At 68.5% G+C, this 16528-nt stretch carries 14 protein-coding genes; 6 read left to right on the top strand and 8 right to left on the bottom strand.

Annotation, left to right across the window (positions count from 1 at the left end):
• Positions 1-4 precede the first annotated feature (4 nt).
• The 3 genes from ACFV2O_RS35905 to ACFV2O_RS35895 all read right to left on the bottom strand — a co-directional run bounded on the left by ACFV2O_RS35905 (position 5) and on the right by ACFV2O_RS35895 (position 3029).
• Positions 5-733, bottom strand: coding sequence for an aspartate/glutamate racemase family protein (locus ACFV2O_RS35905; RefSeq protein WP_379256177.1), 729 nt, complete (start codon positions 731-733; stop codon positions 5-7).
• On the bottom strand, positions 733-2220 hold the full coding sequence (locus ACFV2O_RS35900) for an NCS1 family nucleobase:cation symporter-1 (RefSeq protein WP_379256175.1): 1488 nt from the start codon (positions 2218-2220) through the stop codon (positions 733-735). Before ACFV2O_RS35900 ends, ACFV2O_RS35905 begins: the two co-directional genes overlap by 1 nt.
• Before the next feature lie 86 nt (positions 2221-2306).
• A complete protein-coding gene (locus ACFV2O_RS35895) occupies positions 2307-3029 on the bottom strand; it encodes a GntR family transcriptional regulator (protein ID WP_379256173.1) in 723 nt (240 codons plus the stop codon).
• Positions 3030-3216: 187 nt separating this feature from the next.
• Between ACFV2O_RS35895 and ACFV2O_RS35890 the strand changes: the two genes are divergently transcribed.
• Together ACFV2O_RS35890 and ilvA are read left to right on the top strand one after the other, a co-directional pair.
• Entirely contained in the window at positions 3217-4386 is a 1170-nt protein-coding gene (locus ACFV2O_RS35890; protein ID WP_379256171.1) for a serine hydrolase domain-containing protein, read from the top strand.
• Between the two features lie 30 nt (positions 4387-4416).
• Positions 4417-5637 (top strand): threonine ammonia-lyase, encoded by a 1221-nt coding sequence (ilvA, locus tag ACFV2O_RS35885; RefSeq protein ID WP_379256170.1) that lies wholly within the window; start codon positions 4417-4419, stop codon positions 5635-5637.
• A gap of 35 nt (positions 5638-5672) precedes the next feature.
• On the opposite strand, the gene ACFV2O_RS35880 is transcribed toward ilvA, so the two are convergent.
• Entirely contained in the window at positions 5673-5996 is a 324-nt protein-coding gene (locus tag ACFV2O_RS35880) for a multidrug efflux SMR transporter (RefSeq protein ID WP_355080710.1), read from the bottom strand.
• A gap of 119 nt (positions 5997-6115) precedes the next feature.
• Here ACFV2O_RS35880 and ACFV2O_RS35875 point away from each other — a divergent pair, with 119 nt between their 5' ends.
• On the top strand, positions 6116-7381 hold the full coding sequence (locus tag ACFV2O_RS35875; protein WP_379256168.1) for a hypothetical protein: 1266 nt from the start codon (positions 6116-6118) through the stop codon (positions 7379-7381).
• Between the two features lie 39 nt (positions 7382-7420).
• On the opposite strand, the gene argH is transcribed toward ACFV2O_RS35875, so the two are convergent.
• Together argH and ACFV2O_RS35865 are read right to left on the bottom strand one after the other, a co-directional pair.
• Positions 7421-8830 (bottom strand): argininosuccinate lyase, encoded by a 1410-nt coding sequence (gene argH / locus ACFV2O_RS35870; RefSeq protein ID WP_355080707.1) that lies wholly within the window; start codon positions 8828-8830, stop codon positions 7421-7423.
• A gap of 459 nt (positions 8831-9289) precedes the next feature.
• The gene (locus tag ACFV2O_RS35865) at positions 9290-10492 is read right to left on the bottom strand and encodes an argininosuccinate synthase (protein WP_355080705.1); all 1203 of its coding nucleotides are present in this window, start codon (positions 10490-10492) and stop codon (positions 9290-9292) included.
• A gap of 727 nt (positions 10493-11219) precedes the next feature.
• Here ACFV2O_RS35865 and ACFV2O_RS35860 point away from each other — a divergent pair.
• Positions 11220-11915, top strand: a complete 696-nt coding sequence (locus tag ACFV2O_RS35860) for a phosphatase PAP2 family protein (protein WP_379256166.1) — start codon at positions 11220-11222, stop codon at positions 11913-11915.
• Here the strand turns inward: ACFV2O_RS35860 and ACFV2O_RS35855 are convergent.
• Complete coding sequence (locus ACFV2O_RS35855) at positions 11883-12803, bottom strand: diacylglycerol/lipid kinase family protein (protein WP_379256165.1); 921 nt, start codon at positions 12801-12803, stop codon at positions 11883-11885. The genes ACFV2O_RS35860 and ACFV2O_RS35855 overlap by 33 nt on opposite strands.
• A 453-nt stretch (positions 12804-13256) precedes the next feature.
• On the opposite strand from ACFV2O_RS35855, the gene ACFV2O_RS35850 reads away from it, so the two are divergent.
• Both ACFV2O_RS35850 and ACFV2O_RS35845 read left to right on the top strand, forming a co-directional pair.
• Positions 13257-13688: a hypothetical protein gene (locus ACFV2O_RS35850; RefSeq protein ID WP_379256164.1), complete on the top strand. Its 432-nt coding sequence runs from the start codon at positions 13257-13259 to the stop codon at positions 13686-13688.
• A gap of 207 nt (positions 13689-13895) precedes the next feature.
• A complete protein-coding gene (locus ACFV2O_RS35845) occupies positions 13896-15809 on the top strand; it encodes a glycoside hydrolase family 15 protein (protein WP_379256163.1) in 1914 nt (637 codons plus the stop codon).
• A 106-nt stretch (positions 15810-15915) separates the two neighbouring features.
• Here the strand turns inward: ACFV2O_RS35845 and ACFV2O_RS35840 are convergent, their stop codons facing one another.
• The gene (locus tag ACFV2O_RS35840; protein WP_379256161.1) at positions 15916-16431 is read right to left on the bottom strand and encodes an arginine repressor; all 516 of its coding nucleotides are present in this window, start codon (positions 16429-16431) and stop codon (positions 15916-15918) included.
• Between the last annotated feature and the right edge of the window lie 97 nt (positions 16432-16528).

Here is a 16528-nt window from a genome sequence, read left to right as displayed (position 1 = left end):
TCGCTCAGGCGCCGAACGATCGCAGCGAGCCGGTGTAAGGCTTCGGCGGCGGCGCGGCGAATTCGCCCCGGCCGGACTTGCGCAGACCGAGCGTGAGCAGCGATTGGACGGTCAGGGTCGCCGCCGCCACACCGTCCACCACCGGCACGCCGACCTCGGCGCGCACGTGTGCGGACAGATCGGCCATCCCCGCGCAGCCGAGGACGATCGCGTCGGACCGGTCCGCCTCGACCGCTTCCCGGCACGCTTCGGTGACGATCTTGCGCGCGTCCGGATCGGTGTCGAGGGCGAGCACGGGAATCTCGCAGGCGTGGATACCGCGGCAGAAGTGCCGCATCCCGTAGCGCTCCGCCAGATCGGCCGCCCGGCCGACGGTCCGGCCCAGGGTGGTGACCACGCTGAACCCGCGACCGAGATGAGCGGCGGTACGCATAGCGGCCTCGGCGATCCCGATCACCGGTCCCCCGGCCAGCTCGCGCGCGGCGTCGAGACCGGGGTCGCCGAAGCAGGCCAGCACGTAGCCGTCGACCCCCTCGGCCTCCCCGCCCCGGATCGCGGCGAGCAGGCCGGGAACGCTGAGCGCTTCGTCGTAGTGACTTTCGATCGAGGCCGGTCCCATCTCCGAGGTCACCGCGTCGAGCAGGGTGCCAGGACCAGCGACGGCCCTGGCACACCGCTCGATCGTGTCGGTCATCGCCCGGGAGGTATTGGGGTTGACCACACGGATATGCATCAGGCCACGCTCTCCCGCATCGCCGGCCGGGTGCGCGTGGCCAGGACGTAGTAGGCCACGAAGCCGAGGCCGCAACCGATGAACCAGCTGTACTGTGCCGCGGTGTACATACCGGTGACATCCTTGGCCAGCACCGGCATCACCGCGGCCAGCGCGCCGACCACCGTCGCGATCACCGCGGCCGGGTTGTATCCGCCGCGATACCAATAGCGTCCGCTGCTGGACATCGTGAACAGGTCGTCCACCGCCACGCGTTGCTTGCGTACCAGGTAGTAATCGGCGATGAGCACCCCGAACAGTGGGCCGATGAAGGCGCCGAGCACCTCCAGCGTGTAGTGGATGACCTCCGGGTTGTTGTAGAGATTCCACGGCGTGATCAGCACCGAGCCCACCGCGGCGATCATGCCGCCCGCGCGCCAGCTGACGCGCTGCGGACTCACGTGCGAGAAGTCGAAGGCGGGCGAGATGAAGTTCGCGACGATGTTGATGCCGATGGTGGCGACAGTGAAGGTCAGTGCGCCGAGCACGATCGCGAAGGTGCTGTCGATGCGCGCCACCGTGGCGACCGGGTCGGTGATCAGCTCGCCGTAGACCGGCACCGTCAGCGAGGCGGTGATCACCACCAGCAACGAGAACAGCAGGAAGTTCAGCGGGAGACCGAGCAGGTTGCCCCGGCGGACCACGGCGAAGGACTTGCCGTACCGGGAGAAGTCGCCGAAGTTCAACATCGGCCCGGAGAAGTAGGAGACCACGAGCGCGATGGCGCCCAGCATCACGGGCACCGAATCCCATCCGGTGTACCGCACCGCGCCCAGGTTCAGATCGATCGCGCCCCAGCCGGCCTTCGCGATCAGGTAACCGCACAACAGGAACATCACCACGTACACCGCGGGCCCGCAGAAGTCGATGAACCGGCGAATGGACTCCATGCCCTGCCAGAAAACGCAGGCCTGCACCACCCACAGCGTCAGGTAGCTGCCCCAGCCGAGCAGCGACAGACCGAGGAATCCGTAGTCGCCTGCCACCGCGTACGGCGCGAGGGACGGAAACAGCTTCACCAGTACGACATCCAGTGCCGCCGAAGCGAGGAATGTCTGAATGCCGTACCAGGCCACCGCGATCAGCCCGCGGATGATCGCGGGGATATTGGCGCCGAGCACGCCGAAGGCACTGCGGCAGATGACCGGGTACGGCACGCCGGTCGCCTGACTCGGCTTGGCGACCAGATTGCAGAAGAAATACACCAGGGTGATCCCGATCAACAGGGCCACCAGTACCTGCCAGCTGGCCAAGCCGAGCGCGAACAAGCTGCCCGCGGTGACATAGCCGCCGACGCTGTGCACGTCCGACATCCAGAACGCGAAGATGTTGTAAGAGCCCCAGTTCTGCTTGCGCAGCGGCGCGAGATCGTCGTTGGTCAGCCGTGGGTCGTAGCCTGCGGGGGCGATCCGCTCGGGAGCGGGTGCCGCGGCGATGGTTTCGGTCATGGTGTTTCCCATCCGAAGGGTGAAACTGTGATCGAAACGACAGTAGGAATCGGCTATTGCCCGTCCATTGCGCGGTTATTGCCCGGCTATTGCGCGGCAGATATATCTTCCGGGGCGAGCAGACCGGTATCGGTGGGCAAGGTCGCGATCACGGACTCCAGCCTGCGATGGTGATGTTCGGCGACGAGCAGCAGGCGCTCGACGTCCCTGGCCAGGAACGCGTCCAGCATCAACGCGTGGTCGGTGTGCAGCCGCACTCGGTCGGCCCGGCCGATGTGCACCATCGACTGCACCGGCTCGGTGACGTTCCACGCCGCTTCGAGCATGTGCAGCAACCGGAACATGCGTGACGGCCGGGTCAGCGCCACATGGAAGGTGCGCGACCCACGGTGGTAGGCGGCCGGGTCGTCGTCGCGTATCGCCTGTTCCAGGGCCTCGTTCACATCCAGCAGTTCGGCGCGGTCGGCGGCGGAGTGGTTCATGGCGGCCGCGGCGAGCGAGGCCGTCTCCAAGGTCTGCCGCACGATGTACATCTCGCGCAACTCGGCGGCGGTCAGTTGCGCCACCGTGTATCCGGCGTGCGGCTCGTGGGTGACCAGCCCCTCCCCGATCAGCGTCTTGAGCGCCTCGCGCACCGGAATATGGCTCACGCCGAACAGTTCCGCCACCTCGCGCAGCGGGATGACGGTGCGGGGCGGCACCGCCCCGTCGAGGATCACCCGGCGCAGTTCGCCGAGGATGATCTGCGGGCGGCCGGGTGTGTCGACGACCAACCTCGCGAGCAGCGCCGAACGTCGTCTCGGGGGCATGACAACACGCTAGGGGCAGCGTGTTGCGTTCCCGGTCACCCGTGTGACGGTCAGGAAACGTCTTCTCACAGTACCGACCGGTCGCGTGGTGGGTGCGGGTCCCGGCCACCGGTCTGGAGCGAAACGAGACACCTAGCATTGGATTGTTCGCGACGCCGCAGGCGCTGAAAGACAGGCACAGGTTTCGATGACAGTTTCGGCAGGACAATTCGTAGATCGCCGCTTCGCGCGATTGGTGGCGGAGTTCGACCGGCTGTTCCGGCGTCCGTCCGACGGCGGCGGAGCGCTGGCGGTCTACTTGCACGGCGAGCCGGTGGTCGACGTCTGGGCCGGTTACGCGCATCCGGATGTCCCGTGGGCGCACGACACCGTCGCGATGGCGTTCTCCACCGGCAAAGGGATCGCCAGCACGCTGGTGCATCGCCTGGCCGAGCGCGGCCTGATCGACTACGACGAGCCGCTCGCGACCTACTGGCCGGAGTTCGCGGCGGCGGGCAAGGAGCGCATCAGCGTTCGGGCAATGCTGACCCACCGGGCCGGGCTGCACCGGCTGCGCGGGCTGCTGCCCGGACCGGTCGAGCGATTCTTCGACGACGCCGCGGTCACCGCGGCGCTCGCGGCCGCCGCGCCCGATCCGCGGCACAAGGTGACCAGCGGCTATCACGGCATCACCTACGGACACCTCGCCGCGGAGCTGGTGCGCCGGGTGACCGGAACGGAATTCACCGACGCGCTGCGCACCGAGATCGCGCGACCGCTCGCGGCCGAGGAACTGTGGTTCCGGGTCCCGGCAGCCGAGCGCGGGCGTATCGCCACCAATTTCCCGCGCCTGACGGTCGCGGGCATGAGCTGGGAGCGTGGCTCGCGGATGCTCGCCCGCACCCGCTTCGCGGCCGCCGCCGACACCACCCCCGTGGGTTTCGCCGAGCTGGTAGCCGATCCGCGCCTGCACGACTCGGTGATGCCCGGCCTCAACGGCGTCTTCTCCGCCCGCGCGCTGGCCCGCGTGTACGGCGCGCTCGCCAACGGCGGGCAACTGGACGGGCATCAGCTGCTGCGCCCGGACACCATCGAGCAGATCACCCGGCGGCAGGTGTTCACCCCCGACTACGTGCTGGCCTTCCGTATTCCCTGGGCGCTGGGTTACCACGGCGTGCCGATGAAGCCGTCCAAAGCCGAACCCATCTCGGCTTTCGGCCATTTCGGCCTCGGCGGCTCCGGCGGTTTCGCCGACCCGGCGACCGGGATGTCGCTCGGCTTCGTCACCAATCGCCTGGGCAGCCGGATCACTCCGCTCGGCGACGCGCGCTTGGCGCGCTTGGGGACGCTGGCGCACAACCTCGCCAGAGCCGCCTGATCTCGTCTGCCCGAGTGGCAGCATGGCGCTATGGAGACGGTCGACATGCCGCGGATCGCGGCTGCCGCGCGGCTGCTGGACCCGGTGATCCGGCGCACGCCGCTGCTGGCCTCGCGAGTGTTGTCCGAGCGCGTGGGCGCCGAAGTGTGGCTGAAATGCGAGAATTTGCAGCGCACCGGGTCGTTCAAGCCGCGCGGGGCCTACAACCGAATCGCGAATTTGCCGCAGGAGGTTCGGGAGCGCGGCGTCGTGGCCGCGAGCGCCGGTAACCACGCGCAAGGCGTCGCGTGGTCGGCGGCCTCGCTGGGCATCGAGTCGACGGTGTTCATGCCGGTCGGGGCATCACTGCCGAAGGTGACGGCGACCAAGGCATACGGTGCGCAAGTCCGCCAGGTGGGCGAGACCATCGACGAGTCGCTGGACGCCGCACTGGATTTCGCCGACCGGTCCGGCGCGACGCTGATCCATCCGTTCGACCATCCCGATATCGTGGCCGGTCAGGCCACCGTCGGCGTGGAGATCGCGGAGCAGCTGCCGCAGGTCGGCACGGTGCTCGTGCCCACCGGCGGCGGCGGGCTCTTGGCGGGAGTCGCGGTCGCGCTGCGGCATCTGGCGCCGAACGTCCGCGTCATCGGGGTGCAGGCGGCGGAAGCGGCCGCCTGGCCGGGCTCGCTGGCGGCGGGCCGCCCGATCCGCGTCGAGCGGATGTCGACGATGGCCGACGGCATCGCGGTCGGACAGCCCGGCAAAGTGCCGTTCGGCCATGTGGCCCGGCATGTTTCACGAATCGTGACGGTGGACGAGGAAGCGCTGTCGCAGGCGCTGCTGCTGTGCCTGGAACGCGCGAAGCTGATCGTCGAACCGGCGGGCGCCGCGGCGGTCGCCGCTCTGATGAGTATTTCGCCCGAGGAACTCGGCCTGCGGGGGCCGGTCTGCGCGATCCTGTCCGGCGGCAATATCGACCCGTTGCTGCTGACCCGCGTGATAGGTCACGGCCTGAGCGCGGCAGGTCGCTATCTCGCCGTGCGCGTGACGATTTCCGATCGCCCCGGCGCGCTGGGATCGCTGCTGGCGGTGGTGGGCAAGACGGGCGCAAGCGTGGTCGACGTGGCACACTCGCGCACCGGGACGTGGCTGGCCGTGGACGAGGTGGAAGTGGCGCTCACGCTGGAGACACGAGGTACCGCTCATCGCGACGACGTGCTCACCGCCCTCGGGAACGCGGGATACGGGGTCCACGTATCGGATTGACCCGCGACAACTCGCGGGATGCCTCGCAACCGAAGTCAGTGCGCGCCGCCGAGTTCCAAGGCGAGCACGCCGAGTATCACGAGCCCGATGCCGCCGACCTGCACGAGGGTCAGCCGCTCGTCGAGGAACAGCACGCCGATCAGCGCGATCGCGGCGACGCCGATCGCCGACCAGATGCCGTAAGCCACCCCGATCGGCATCCCTCGCTTCAGCGCCTGGGCGAGGAAGAAGAACGCCGTGCAATAGCCGACGACCACGACGATCGAAGGGACGAGCTTGGTGAATCCGTCGGACAGTTTCAGTGAAACGGTCGCGGTCACCTCGGAGGCGATGGCCAAGGCGAGCAGCAACAAGGTCATTTTCGCAGCCTAGTCACAGCCGCGACCCGGCTCGGCCCGGCAGCAGTTGGCGCCGGCCCTCCCAGTGCCGGGGATTCGCGGACCGGCGACCGTTGCCGACGTGCCGATACGCTCGGCCGATGCGTAGCTCGAACGTTGCGGTGACCGGTTTCCCCCTCGACGAAGTGACCTGCAACGAGTTGCCGTATGCCGAACGCGACGAGAGGTACCGGCGTTTGCACGAGTGGCCGGAACCGAGTTACGCGCATCGGTCCGGGCTGCGCATGATCTGGAAGTACGACGACGTGCGCGAAGTGCTGGACGCGACGACGCCGGGCATCTCCAACGCGAATTCGCTGGATCCCCTCGTCGGTTACGCGCGCATCGCGGCGACGCCCCGCGCCATCCCGCATTTCGTCCGGCACCTGGTTCCGCCACCCGCGAAGGCGACCGCCAACCTGTCCGACGACCTGTTGCACAAGCGGGTGTGGAATACCATGGCCGGGCCTTCCGGGCATTTCACCATCTCCCCCGCCGATCGGCCCGCCCGGGCCGCCGAGATGGCCGAGCACTTCCACGCGGCGGTGCGGGACGCGGGATTCCGGCCCGGCTCGCCGTTGGACGTGACTGCGTTGTCGATCGGTTATGCCGCCAGGACCGTCGGTGCGGCGGTCGGCTTGCCCGCATCGGACTGGCCGAACGTGGCCGCTTGGAGCGGAGCGCAATCGGGACTGCTCGGCCGGGTGATGCGCGGACGCGAACTGGCCGACGCGGTGAGCGCGCTCGGCTGGCTGTTCACCGTCAGCGGCAGAGCGGTCCGCGCGGGCCGCGGCAGCGAGGCGACCGGGTTCGCCCGCACACTGCGCGACGCCGGGCTGTCCCATCGGATCGCGGTATCCGCCATGGCGAATTCACTGGCCGCAGGCGTGCACACGGTGAGCGGCAGCATTCAGCAAGGCGTCCAGCGACTGCTCGGCGATCCGGACCGCGTCTGGTGGGATCTGCTCGCCGAGCCGAACGGCGGCGCACGGGTCGCGGCGAAGATCCTGCAACTCGATCCGGGACTGGTGGCATGGAAGCGTCGGGCCAGGACGCCGGTCGTACTCTCCAGCGGCACCCGGCTGCCCGCCGGACCGTTGCTCGTGATGTTCGCCGCGGCGAACCGCGACCCGGAGGCGTTTCCCGACTGCCTGGCGCTGGACCGGACCGGCAAGTTGCCGTTGACCTTCGGATTCGGCAGGCATGTCTGTCCCGGCAAGAGCATGGCCACGCTGGCGGTCGAGGTATTTCTCCGGCAGTTGCGCGAGCTGACGCCGGAGGCCGAACCGGCGCAACGGTTCGGCGTGGGTCCCCGGCGCCGCAGCGATCTGCTGTTCAGCGGAGCCGACATCACCGTCGTCGGATAGGCCGGGTCGCGGATCGCGGACAGCGGGCGGAGCCCGGGTTCAGTCCAGCCAGGCTCGCGCCGCGGCCGCCGCCTCGCGCACCTCCGCGAGCTGCGCCGCGACCTGGACACCGGCCGTACCGCCCCGGGCGTTGCGGGACGCGATGGAGCCCTGCACGGTGAGCACCTCGCGCACCTTCCCGGTCAGCGCCGGGTCGATCGCGGCGAACTCCTCGTCGGTGAGCTCGTCCAAGCCGACGCCGCGGGACTCGGCGGCACGCACGCACGCACCCGCCGCCTCGTGCGCGACCCGGAACGGAACACCCTGGCGGACCAGCCATTCGGCGATATCGGTGGCCAGCGTGAAACCCGCGGGCGCGAGTTCGGCCATGCGATCGGTGTGGAAGGTCAGCGTCGAGACCAAGCCCGCGATGGCCGGGAGCAGCAGTTCGAGTTGCGCGACCGAGTCGAAGAGAGGTTCCTTGTCCTCTTGGAGGTCGCGGTTGTAGGCCAGCGGCTGCGCCTTGAGGGTGGCCAGCAGGCCGGTGAGATTGCCGATCAGCCTGCCCGCCTTGCCTCGGGTCAGCTCGGAGACGTCCGGGTTCTTCTTCTGCGGCATGATCGACGAGCCGGTCGACCAGGCGTCGGCCAGCGTGACATAGCCGAATTCCGGTGTGCTCCAGAGGATCACCTCTTCGGCCATCCGACTCAGGTCGACGCCGATCATGGCGAGCACGAACGCGGCCTCGGCGGCGAAGTCCCGCGCCGAGGTGGCGTCGATCGAGTTGGCGGCGGCCGCGTCGAAATCCAGATCCGCGGCGATGGCCTCCGGGTCGAGTCCCAGGGAGGAGCCCGCCAGCGCGCCGGAACCGTAGGGCGACACCGCCGCGCGGCGATCGAAGTCGCGCAGCCGGTCGAGGTCGCGCAGCAGCGGGTGCGCGTGCGCGAGCAGGTGATGGGCCAGCAGCACCGGCTGCGCCGCCTGCAAATGGGTCTTACCCGGCATCACGGCGTCCGGATGCGCGGCCGCCTGCTCCACCAGCGCGTCGACCACCGCGAGCACGCCCGCGGCCACCCGGCGCACGCCGTCGCGCAGCCACATCCGGAACAGCGTGGCCACCTGGTCGTTGCGCGAACGCCCCGCCCGCAACCGGCCACCGAGTTCGGCGCCCACCCGTTCGATCAGGCCGCGTTCCAATGCGCCGTGTACGTCCTCGTCCGACTCGGCGGGGCCGAACGCGCCGGACGCTACGTCCGCAGCGAGGCGATCCAGCCCGTCGAGCATGCCGGACAGGTCGGTGTCGGAGAGCAGCCCGGCCTTGTGCAGCACACGCGCGTGCGCCTTCGACGCGCGGATGTCGTAGGGGGCCAGCGCCCAGTCGAAGTGCGTCGACTTGCTCAGCGCGGCCATGGCCTCGGCCGGTCCGGAGGCGAATCGCCCGCCCCAGAGCGCACCTTGGTTCGTGCTCATGCTCGTCCGCCTCTCCGGGTCTTTAGGCCGTACTAGTTGAGTAAGTGGTTGGTTTGCGTTCAGGTCTTGCGTTGGGTGTCGGTCGGGGTTTGGGCGTACCCGGTGAGTTACCCATGTTCTTGCGAGATCAGTTGGTGCGTTGATGCGCGAGATCAGTTGTGCGGTGGGTTGGTGTCGTTGGCTTGCGACTCACTCGTTCCGTTGGCTCGAGAAACGAGTTGTCGCGTCGGCGCGCGAGGTCGAGTGGTGCGTTCCTGCTCGACGCAGCCGGGCCATTCGGTGGTTGCTCGACATTATCTGCCGGGAGCGGCCACGCGCGCCGGGGCCGAGGTGCTCGGAAGTTGCCTTTCGGCTGCACTGCTGCCCTGGTCAGCGCACTCCGAACGCCGATTCGAGACTACGACCTCGCGGGACGCGTCGGCGTGCCGGTGCTCGGTCGGGCACCGGCACGCCTGAGGCTTACTTCTGGTTCAGGTCGCGGCGGGCGGCGACCTTGGAGGACAGGCCGTGGATCTGGACGAAGCCCTTGGCCAGGGACTGGTCGAAGGTGTCGCCCTCGTCGTAGGTGGCCAGGTTGAAGTCGTAGAGCGACTGCTCCGAGCGGCGGCCGTTGACCACGGCGGAGCCGCCGTGCAGCACCATCCGGATGTCGCCGGAGACGTGCTGCTGGGTGTCCAGGATGAAGGCGTCCAGCGCGCGCTTGAGCGGGGAGAACCACAGGCCGTCGTAGGCCAGCTCGCCCCAGCGCTGCTCGACCTGCCGCTTGTACCGGCCCAGCTCGCGCTCGATGGTGACGTTCTCCAGGGCCTGGTGCGCGGTGATCAGCGCGATGGCGCCAGGAGCCTCGTAGATCTCCCGGCTCTTGATGCCGACCAGGCGGTCCTCGACCATGTCCAGGCGGCCGACGCCCTGGCGGCCGGCGCGGTGGTTCAGCTCGATGATCGCTTCCAGCACGCTGACCTGGCGGCCGTCGATGGCCACCGGAACACCCTTGTCGAAGGTGACGATGAGTTCGTCGGGAGCCTCGAAGTTGACGGTCGGGTCGGAGGTGTAGTCGTAGACGTCCTTGGTCGGGGCGTTCCACAGGTCCTCGAGGAACCCGGTCTCCACCGCGCGGCCCCAGACGTTCTGGTCGATGGAGAACGGCGACTTCTTGGTGACGTTGATCGGCAGCGCGTTCTCCTCGGCGAAGGCGATGGCCTTCTCCCTGGTCCAGGCGTAGTCGCGAACCGGGGCGATCACGTTCAGGTCGGGCGCGAGCGCGCCGATGCCGACCTCGAAGCGGACCTGGTCGTTGCCCTTGCCGGTGCAGCCGTGCGCGACGGTGCTCGCGCCGTGGAACTTGGCGGCCTCGACCAGGTGCTTGACGATGAGCGGGCGGCTGATCGCCGACACCAGCGGGTACTGGCCCATGTACATCGCGTTGGCCTGGATGGTGGGCAGGCAGTACTGGTCGGCGAACTCGTCGCGCGCGTCGACCACGATCGCCTCGACCGCGCCGCAGTCCAGGGCGCGCTGGCGCACCACGTTCATGTCCTCGCCACCCTGGCCGAGGTCGATGGCCACGGCCACCACTTCGGCGCCGGTCTCCTTGCCGATCCAGCTGATCGCGACGGAGGTGTCCAGCCCACCGGAGTAGGCGAGTACGACGCGCTCGGACATGTTCTGTGTGCTCCTCGATGGTTCGGTAGGTGTATCAGCAGTATGGCGGGTGTCCGAGCGGTGGGAAGGGCCCGGCCCCGACGCCTCGCGACCAGTCTTAACGGCCCTGCGTCGTTCTGCAAATGATTATGCACGATGATGCAAGCTCATTCATAATCGGGGTCGGGTTCCGCGCTCCGCTGGAGAGCCGGCACCCATCAGCCGTGCCCATGTACAGCCGCAGGATCTTCAGCTCGACCGACAAGTGAGCTGGATCGAAATCACTGTCGGCCTCCCCATGCTCAACCGCTCCCGACGCCTCGACTCGCCTCCTTCGCACTGGGCTGCGCCGGGGTCAACCTGACACACCGGGTGTGGGATTCGATGGTGCGTGCAGTCGCCGTCGACCAGCGCATGGCCAGCCGGCCGCACGCACGCGCTGCATCGTTTCCGCACCGTGAACCAGGGCGGTGACGTCCTCGTCGAGTGCGCGCTGGGCCGCCCGTCGGGCGGCCGATCCCGGGTGGCCTCCTCGAGCGCAGAACGCGTACGGCTAGGTCATCTCCGGGTCGAGCCGGATCGCGCCGCCTTCGGTCTTCCGCCGGATGCCGCCGACGCGTGCCGAACGGGTCCTGTCGTTCAAGGCGGTGGCGCCGTCGAACTCGGCGCGCTCGACCCATCACAATCGGGTCGCGCCTCGCGCGCACTGGTCGATCGGCGGTAGCAGCCCTCGACCTACGATCACCCTATGTCGGAGCGGATCGACAAGCAGCAGACGGTCGGGGACGCCATCGCAAGGAAGGTCGAGGACCAGCGGGGTGCGAGGTCCCCGTGGGCGGAAGCGTTGCGCGAACTGGGAGCGGTCGACCGAGCGGCGTACCGAGCCGTGGCGGTGACTCCCACGCCTCAGTTGGACGATGCCTTTCGCCGGCTTTCGAAGGCGGCGAACTACTCACGTCTGTGGCTCGGCATCGCTGTGGTGATCGCCGCCCTCGGAGGTGGACGTGGACGCCAGGTGGCGCTCGAGGGTGTGCTCGCGATCGGTGCGACGTCAGCGACCGTGAATCTCGGCATCAAGCCTCTTGCCCACCGGCGGCGTCCGGAGCGACCCGACCCGGACCCGTTCGAAGCCCGTCTCGTTCCGATGCCGGAGTCCGCGTCTTTCCCGTCCGGTCACGCGGCCTCGGCTTTTGCGTTCGCCTATACGGTGGGCCGGCACTACCCGGCGCTGGCAGTGCCGATCCGGTTGCTCGCCAGTGGGGTGGCCTATTCGAGGGTGCACACCGGCGTGCACTACCCCGGTGACGTCGTGCTCGGCTCGGTCCTCGGAGCCGGAACGTCGGCCATGGTGGCGGGCGTACGCGGCCGCAGGCATCGGTCGTCGAGGCGGAGAGGCGTCGTACCCGGCCGCCTACTCCGACGCCTGCCGGCGGACGGACGGTGAAGCGCTCCTCGGAAACTTTGCGGGTCGCGGGCGAGCGGAGGGCGAGGCGCCAGGATGCCGGGACGAGATGCGCACGCGGAGCACTGCCGGGCGAATGGCGAACCTGAGCGGCGCGTTCAGCACCACTGACTCGCCGTCGATACCCGCGTGCACGGGCGCGGGGGCGAAGACCTCGAAGTCCGGGGCGCTCCAAGCGCGCCCTGGAGGATGCCGCCTGGCATTCGGTGCGTCGAGAACGACGATGCCAAGTAGGCCGCTCTCGAGCGACGGGCGACTGCCCAGGACGGGAGGGCCCAAGGCGTAGGGGTTGTTCGAAACCAGCACGACGGCGAGCTGAGTGTGCTGGCGGCCTACGTCGTCGACGAGGTGCAGCGCCGGTGCCCTTCCACCGGGGCCGGCCACCCGATCGGCCGTCTCCACAAGAGTGCGCACCTTGGCGTCGCGATAGGCCGGATGGCGGACCGCCTCACCGTAGATCCCGAGTGAGACGTTGTTCACGAATGCGCGGCCGTTCACTTCTGCCAGGTCGATCCGGCGCTCGACCCCATCGGTGAACGCGTCGAGCGCGCCTGCCACGTCCTGCCGGTTCACTCCCAGGTCGAGCGCGAAGTGGTTACGTGTCCCGGCTGGGACGCAGACGAACGGCACACCCTGCGCGGCGGCGGCCGCTGCCACGACCGCGAGGGAGCCGTCGCCACCAGCCATCCCCAGCGCGTCCGCGCCCTGCCTCACCGCCTCCTCGACGCGCTCGGTGAGGCTCTGGCCGGCATCGAGAACGACCACCTTTATGCCGAGATCCTGTGCCCGTTCAGCAACCCTCGCGCGGCCGGCCGCCCCATCGCCCGACTTCGGGTTGACAAACAACACCGGCCGTAGCGGCGGGTCCACGGCACTCCAGCCACAACGGGCCGATCTCTGCTCGGCCGAGCCGCTGCTCGGCCGGGGTACCGGGGGGAAGGTCATGACCCTTTCCCCCGGCTGCCACCAGCTGCCGATGGCGACCTCGGATCGCCTTCGCAGACCCCACTGGTCGGGTTCCGCGGAGGATCGTTGTCCGCTCGTCGGCATCGGACTGACACGTCATGCCCCCATTGGCGGGTTGCTGACCCTGACACTTCCGTATCTTACGTCTCGGTCCATGGCGACCCGGTACGACGACGGAAGAACTGCGCCTTTGACCAGCGGATACCTCAGCTCATGTGTGCACCTCGTGGACGAACCTCGTCAGTCTCATCCGGCGAGGGTGATGCGCTGCTCGTATCTGTGTGAGTTGCTGGAAGGAGTCGTCGAGCAGTCGCCCGGAAGCTGGCCGACGTACCACCACCTCGAGAGGGAGGACCAATGGATCTACTCACGCAGTTCGAGAGCCTGGAGAAGCGAACCTCAGCCGATCTCGCGCAGGTGCGGGTCGCGGCCAACGAGTCGCGGCAGAACCTGGAGCAACGCATCGGGCAGGCGCAGGTCGATCTCGAAGGAACGGCGGCCGAGCGAAAGGAAGGTGAGGCTACAGGCAAGAGGCAGGGTAAGTGGGCCCAGATAAGAGCCGACGCCAGCGCGAAGATGGAGGACGTCAAGGCCAAGATCGACAAACGTAACGACCAGATCGACGCGAATATGGCCGCGGCGGAGGCCGAGTTCGCAGAGGCCGATGCGTCCGACGCGATCGCCTACGCCGGATGGGTCGTCGACAACGCGCGGCTCGCGGTCCTGGATGCTCTGGATGCCCGCAAGTACGCCGGCGAGCGCGCGAAAGCGGCCTCCCGAAACCCCTAGACACGGATGCGCGATCCGCCATCGGCAGCTGTCCGAGTGGCCAGTGGGACGACCGGGCCCGGAGGGCCGACAGACGAACTGCCCTGTCGTTGCAGGTCTTTCGAGCCCTGCTGGTGGGCGGACCGCGCCGGGCGCCCGTCAGGCCGGGCGCCCGGAGTGGGGGTCGGCACACAACCTGTCGTCATCAAGCCGACAAAGGAGCTCGACGTGAGCGACTACGCCCTCATCAGCGATCACGGCCTCATCGGAGACCTGCAGACGGCCGCCCTCGTCGCGAAAGACGGGACGATCGATTTCTTCTGCGCTCCGCGCTTCGACTCTCCGAGCATCTTCGCCTCGCTCCTGGACGCGCGAAAGGGAGGACGGTTCCGGATCACGTCGGCACGTGACGACACCATGACCAATCAGATGTACTTCCCGCAGTCGGCGTGCCTGATCACCCGGTTCACGAGCGACGCCGGGATCGCGGAACTCGTCGACTTCATGCCCGTCGACAACCCGTCGAAAGTAACCCAGAACCACAAAATCGTCCGGGCAGTGCGGTGCTTGCGGGGTGAAATGACCTTCCGGTTGGAGTGCGAGCCGCGCTTCGACTTCGCCCGGCAGCTCCACGAGGTGTCGCTCACGAGCGAAGGCGCCGTCTTCCGCGCGAACGGGCAGGACGTCGTTCTGCACGGCGCCGCAGGCGTGGAGCGCGCGCGTGACGACGGTGTCCGACTCGACTTCAGCCTCGTGGCCGGTGAGATCAGGGGGTTCGTGCTGGAGACCGCGGCAAGCCGAGCACCACAGCCGGTATCCCCTGGTGAGGCGATGACGCTGTTCGACGACACCGTCAGGTTTTGGCGCGGCTGGCTCGGCAAGTGCACCTACCAGGGTCGGTGGCGGGAGATGGTTCATCGCTCAGCCATGTCGCTCAAGCTCATGACCTACGCGCCGACAGGTGCGCTCGTTGCTTCTCCGACCGTCGGTCTTCCCGAACAGCTCGGCGGTGAGCGGAACTGGGACTACCGCTACACCTGGATCCGGGATGCCTCGGCATCGGTCTACGCGCTGCTGGGCCTCGGCTACATCGACGAGGCGACGGCGTTCCTGAAATGGGTTTCCGATCGCGTCTCGGAGCAGGTCGGCGCTGACTCCGGGCCGCTGAGGATCATGTACCGAGTGGACGGGTCCTCGGATCTGGCCGAGGAGACGCTGCACCATTTCGAAGGCTACCGGGGGTCCAGCCCGGTACGTATCGGGAATGGGGCGGCCGGCCAGCTCCAGCTCGACATCTACGGCGAGGTGATGGAGGCGATAGCCCTGGCCGAGCCGTACGAGGCGGTCGGCTACCACGATTGGCTCGAGCTCACCAAGATCCTCGACTGGTTGTGCGAGAACTGGGACCAGCCCGACGAGGGCGTGTGGGAGACACGCGGCGGACGACAGGACTTCACCTACGGCCGGGTGATGTGCTGGGTGGCCCTGGACCGGGGCATTCGCATGGCGGAGTCCCGAGGACGGCCGGGCGACGTGCGGCGGTGGGCATCCACGCGTGACGCCATCTCCCACCAGGTCATGAGCAAGTGCTGGAACTCCTCGCGACGCGCCTTCACCCAGCACCCGGGCACCCAGGTCCTCGACGCCTCGAACCTCCTGATGCCCCTGGTCGGCTTCGTCGCTCCCAAGGACCCGCTCTGGCTGTCCACACTGGACGCGATGAACGAAGAACTGGTCACCGACAGCCTGGTCTACCGCTACAACCCGAGCGCCTCGCCCGACGGCCTCCGGGGATCGGAAGGGACCTTCTCGCTGTGCTCGTTCTTCTACGTCGCCGCCCTGACCCGCGCAGGCCGCCTGGATGAGGCCCAGTACGCCTTCGAGAAGATGCTGACGTATGCCAACCACCTGGGGCTGTACTCCGAGGAGATCGACCCGAGCGGACGCCAGATCGGCAACTTCCCCCAGGCCTTTACCCACCTCGCCCTCATCCACGCGGCCCTCGACCTCGACGCCGCCCTCAACTTCGGGCCTGGAGCGGTCTTCCAACTCCCGGGCGGGCTGCGTCCGACGACTGTCCTCGATCTGGCGGCCGGACAGCTGCGCCAACCCGGGGATCAGTTCAGGCAGCGAGCAACATGAAGCGTTTCCGCATCGACCTCGCCGGACGCGGCACCGGCCGGACCGACCGTTCGATGCGGCGACGCCCGCGGGGAAGGTCGTTGCGGTTCGATGAGGCGGGGACGGATCAGGCTAGTTGTTCGATCTTCGCGGCTACTTCCGCACCGGTCAGGGGTTCGCGGGCGATGACGGCGATGGTGTCGTCGCCCGCGATGGTGCCGACGATGTACGGCAGTGCCGCGCGGTCGAGAGCGCTGGCCAGGTAGTGAGCCGCGCCGGGCGGGGTGCGCAGGACCGCGATGTTTCCGCTGGCGTCGGTGGAGACCAGCAGGTCGCCGAGCAGCTTGGACAGCCGGTCGGTGCCGCCGGTGACGCCGCGGACGGGACTGCCGTCCTCGGGCACCACGTAGACGCCCGCGCCGCCGTCGGCGGCACGCAGTTTCACCGCACCCAGTTCGTCCAGGTCGCGCGACAGCGTCGCCTGCGTGGTCTCGATGCCCTCGGCCGCGAGTAGCGCCGCGAGTTCGGTCTGGCTGCGTACCGCGTGCGCCGACAACAATTCGACGATGCGCGACTGCCGCCCGGCGCGGGTGCGTGCGATGGCCGGGCTGCTTCGTCCCGATTCGGACTGCGAAAGGCTCACGACCGCACCTCGCTGGGGCGCCGGATCGGCGTACGCGGCTGAGCGGGGTGCACGCGCTGACACGCCCTCACCGCCGCACCTCGCTGAGGACGGATTC

It is taken from the genome of Nocardia sp. NPDC059691 (genome assembly GCF_042733915.1).
Lineage (GTDB): Bacteria > Actinomycetota > Actinomycetes > Mycobacteriales > Mycobacteriaceae > Nocardia > Nocardia sichangensis.
The sequence above is the reverse complement of the archived record's forward strand: the minus strand, read 5'-3'. Positions and strand labels throughout refer to the sequence as shown.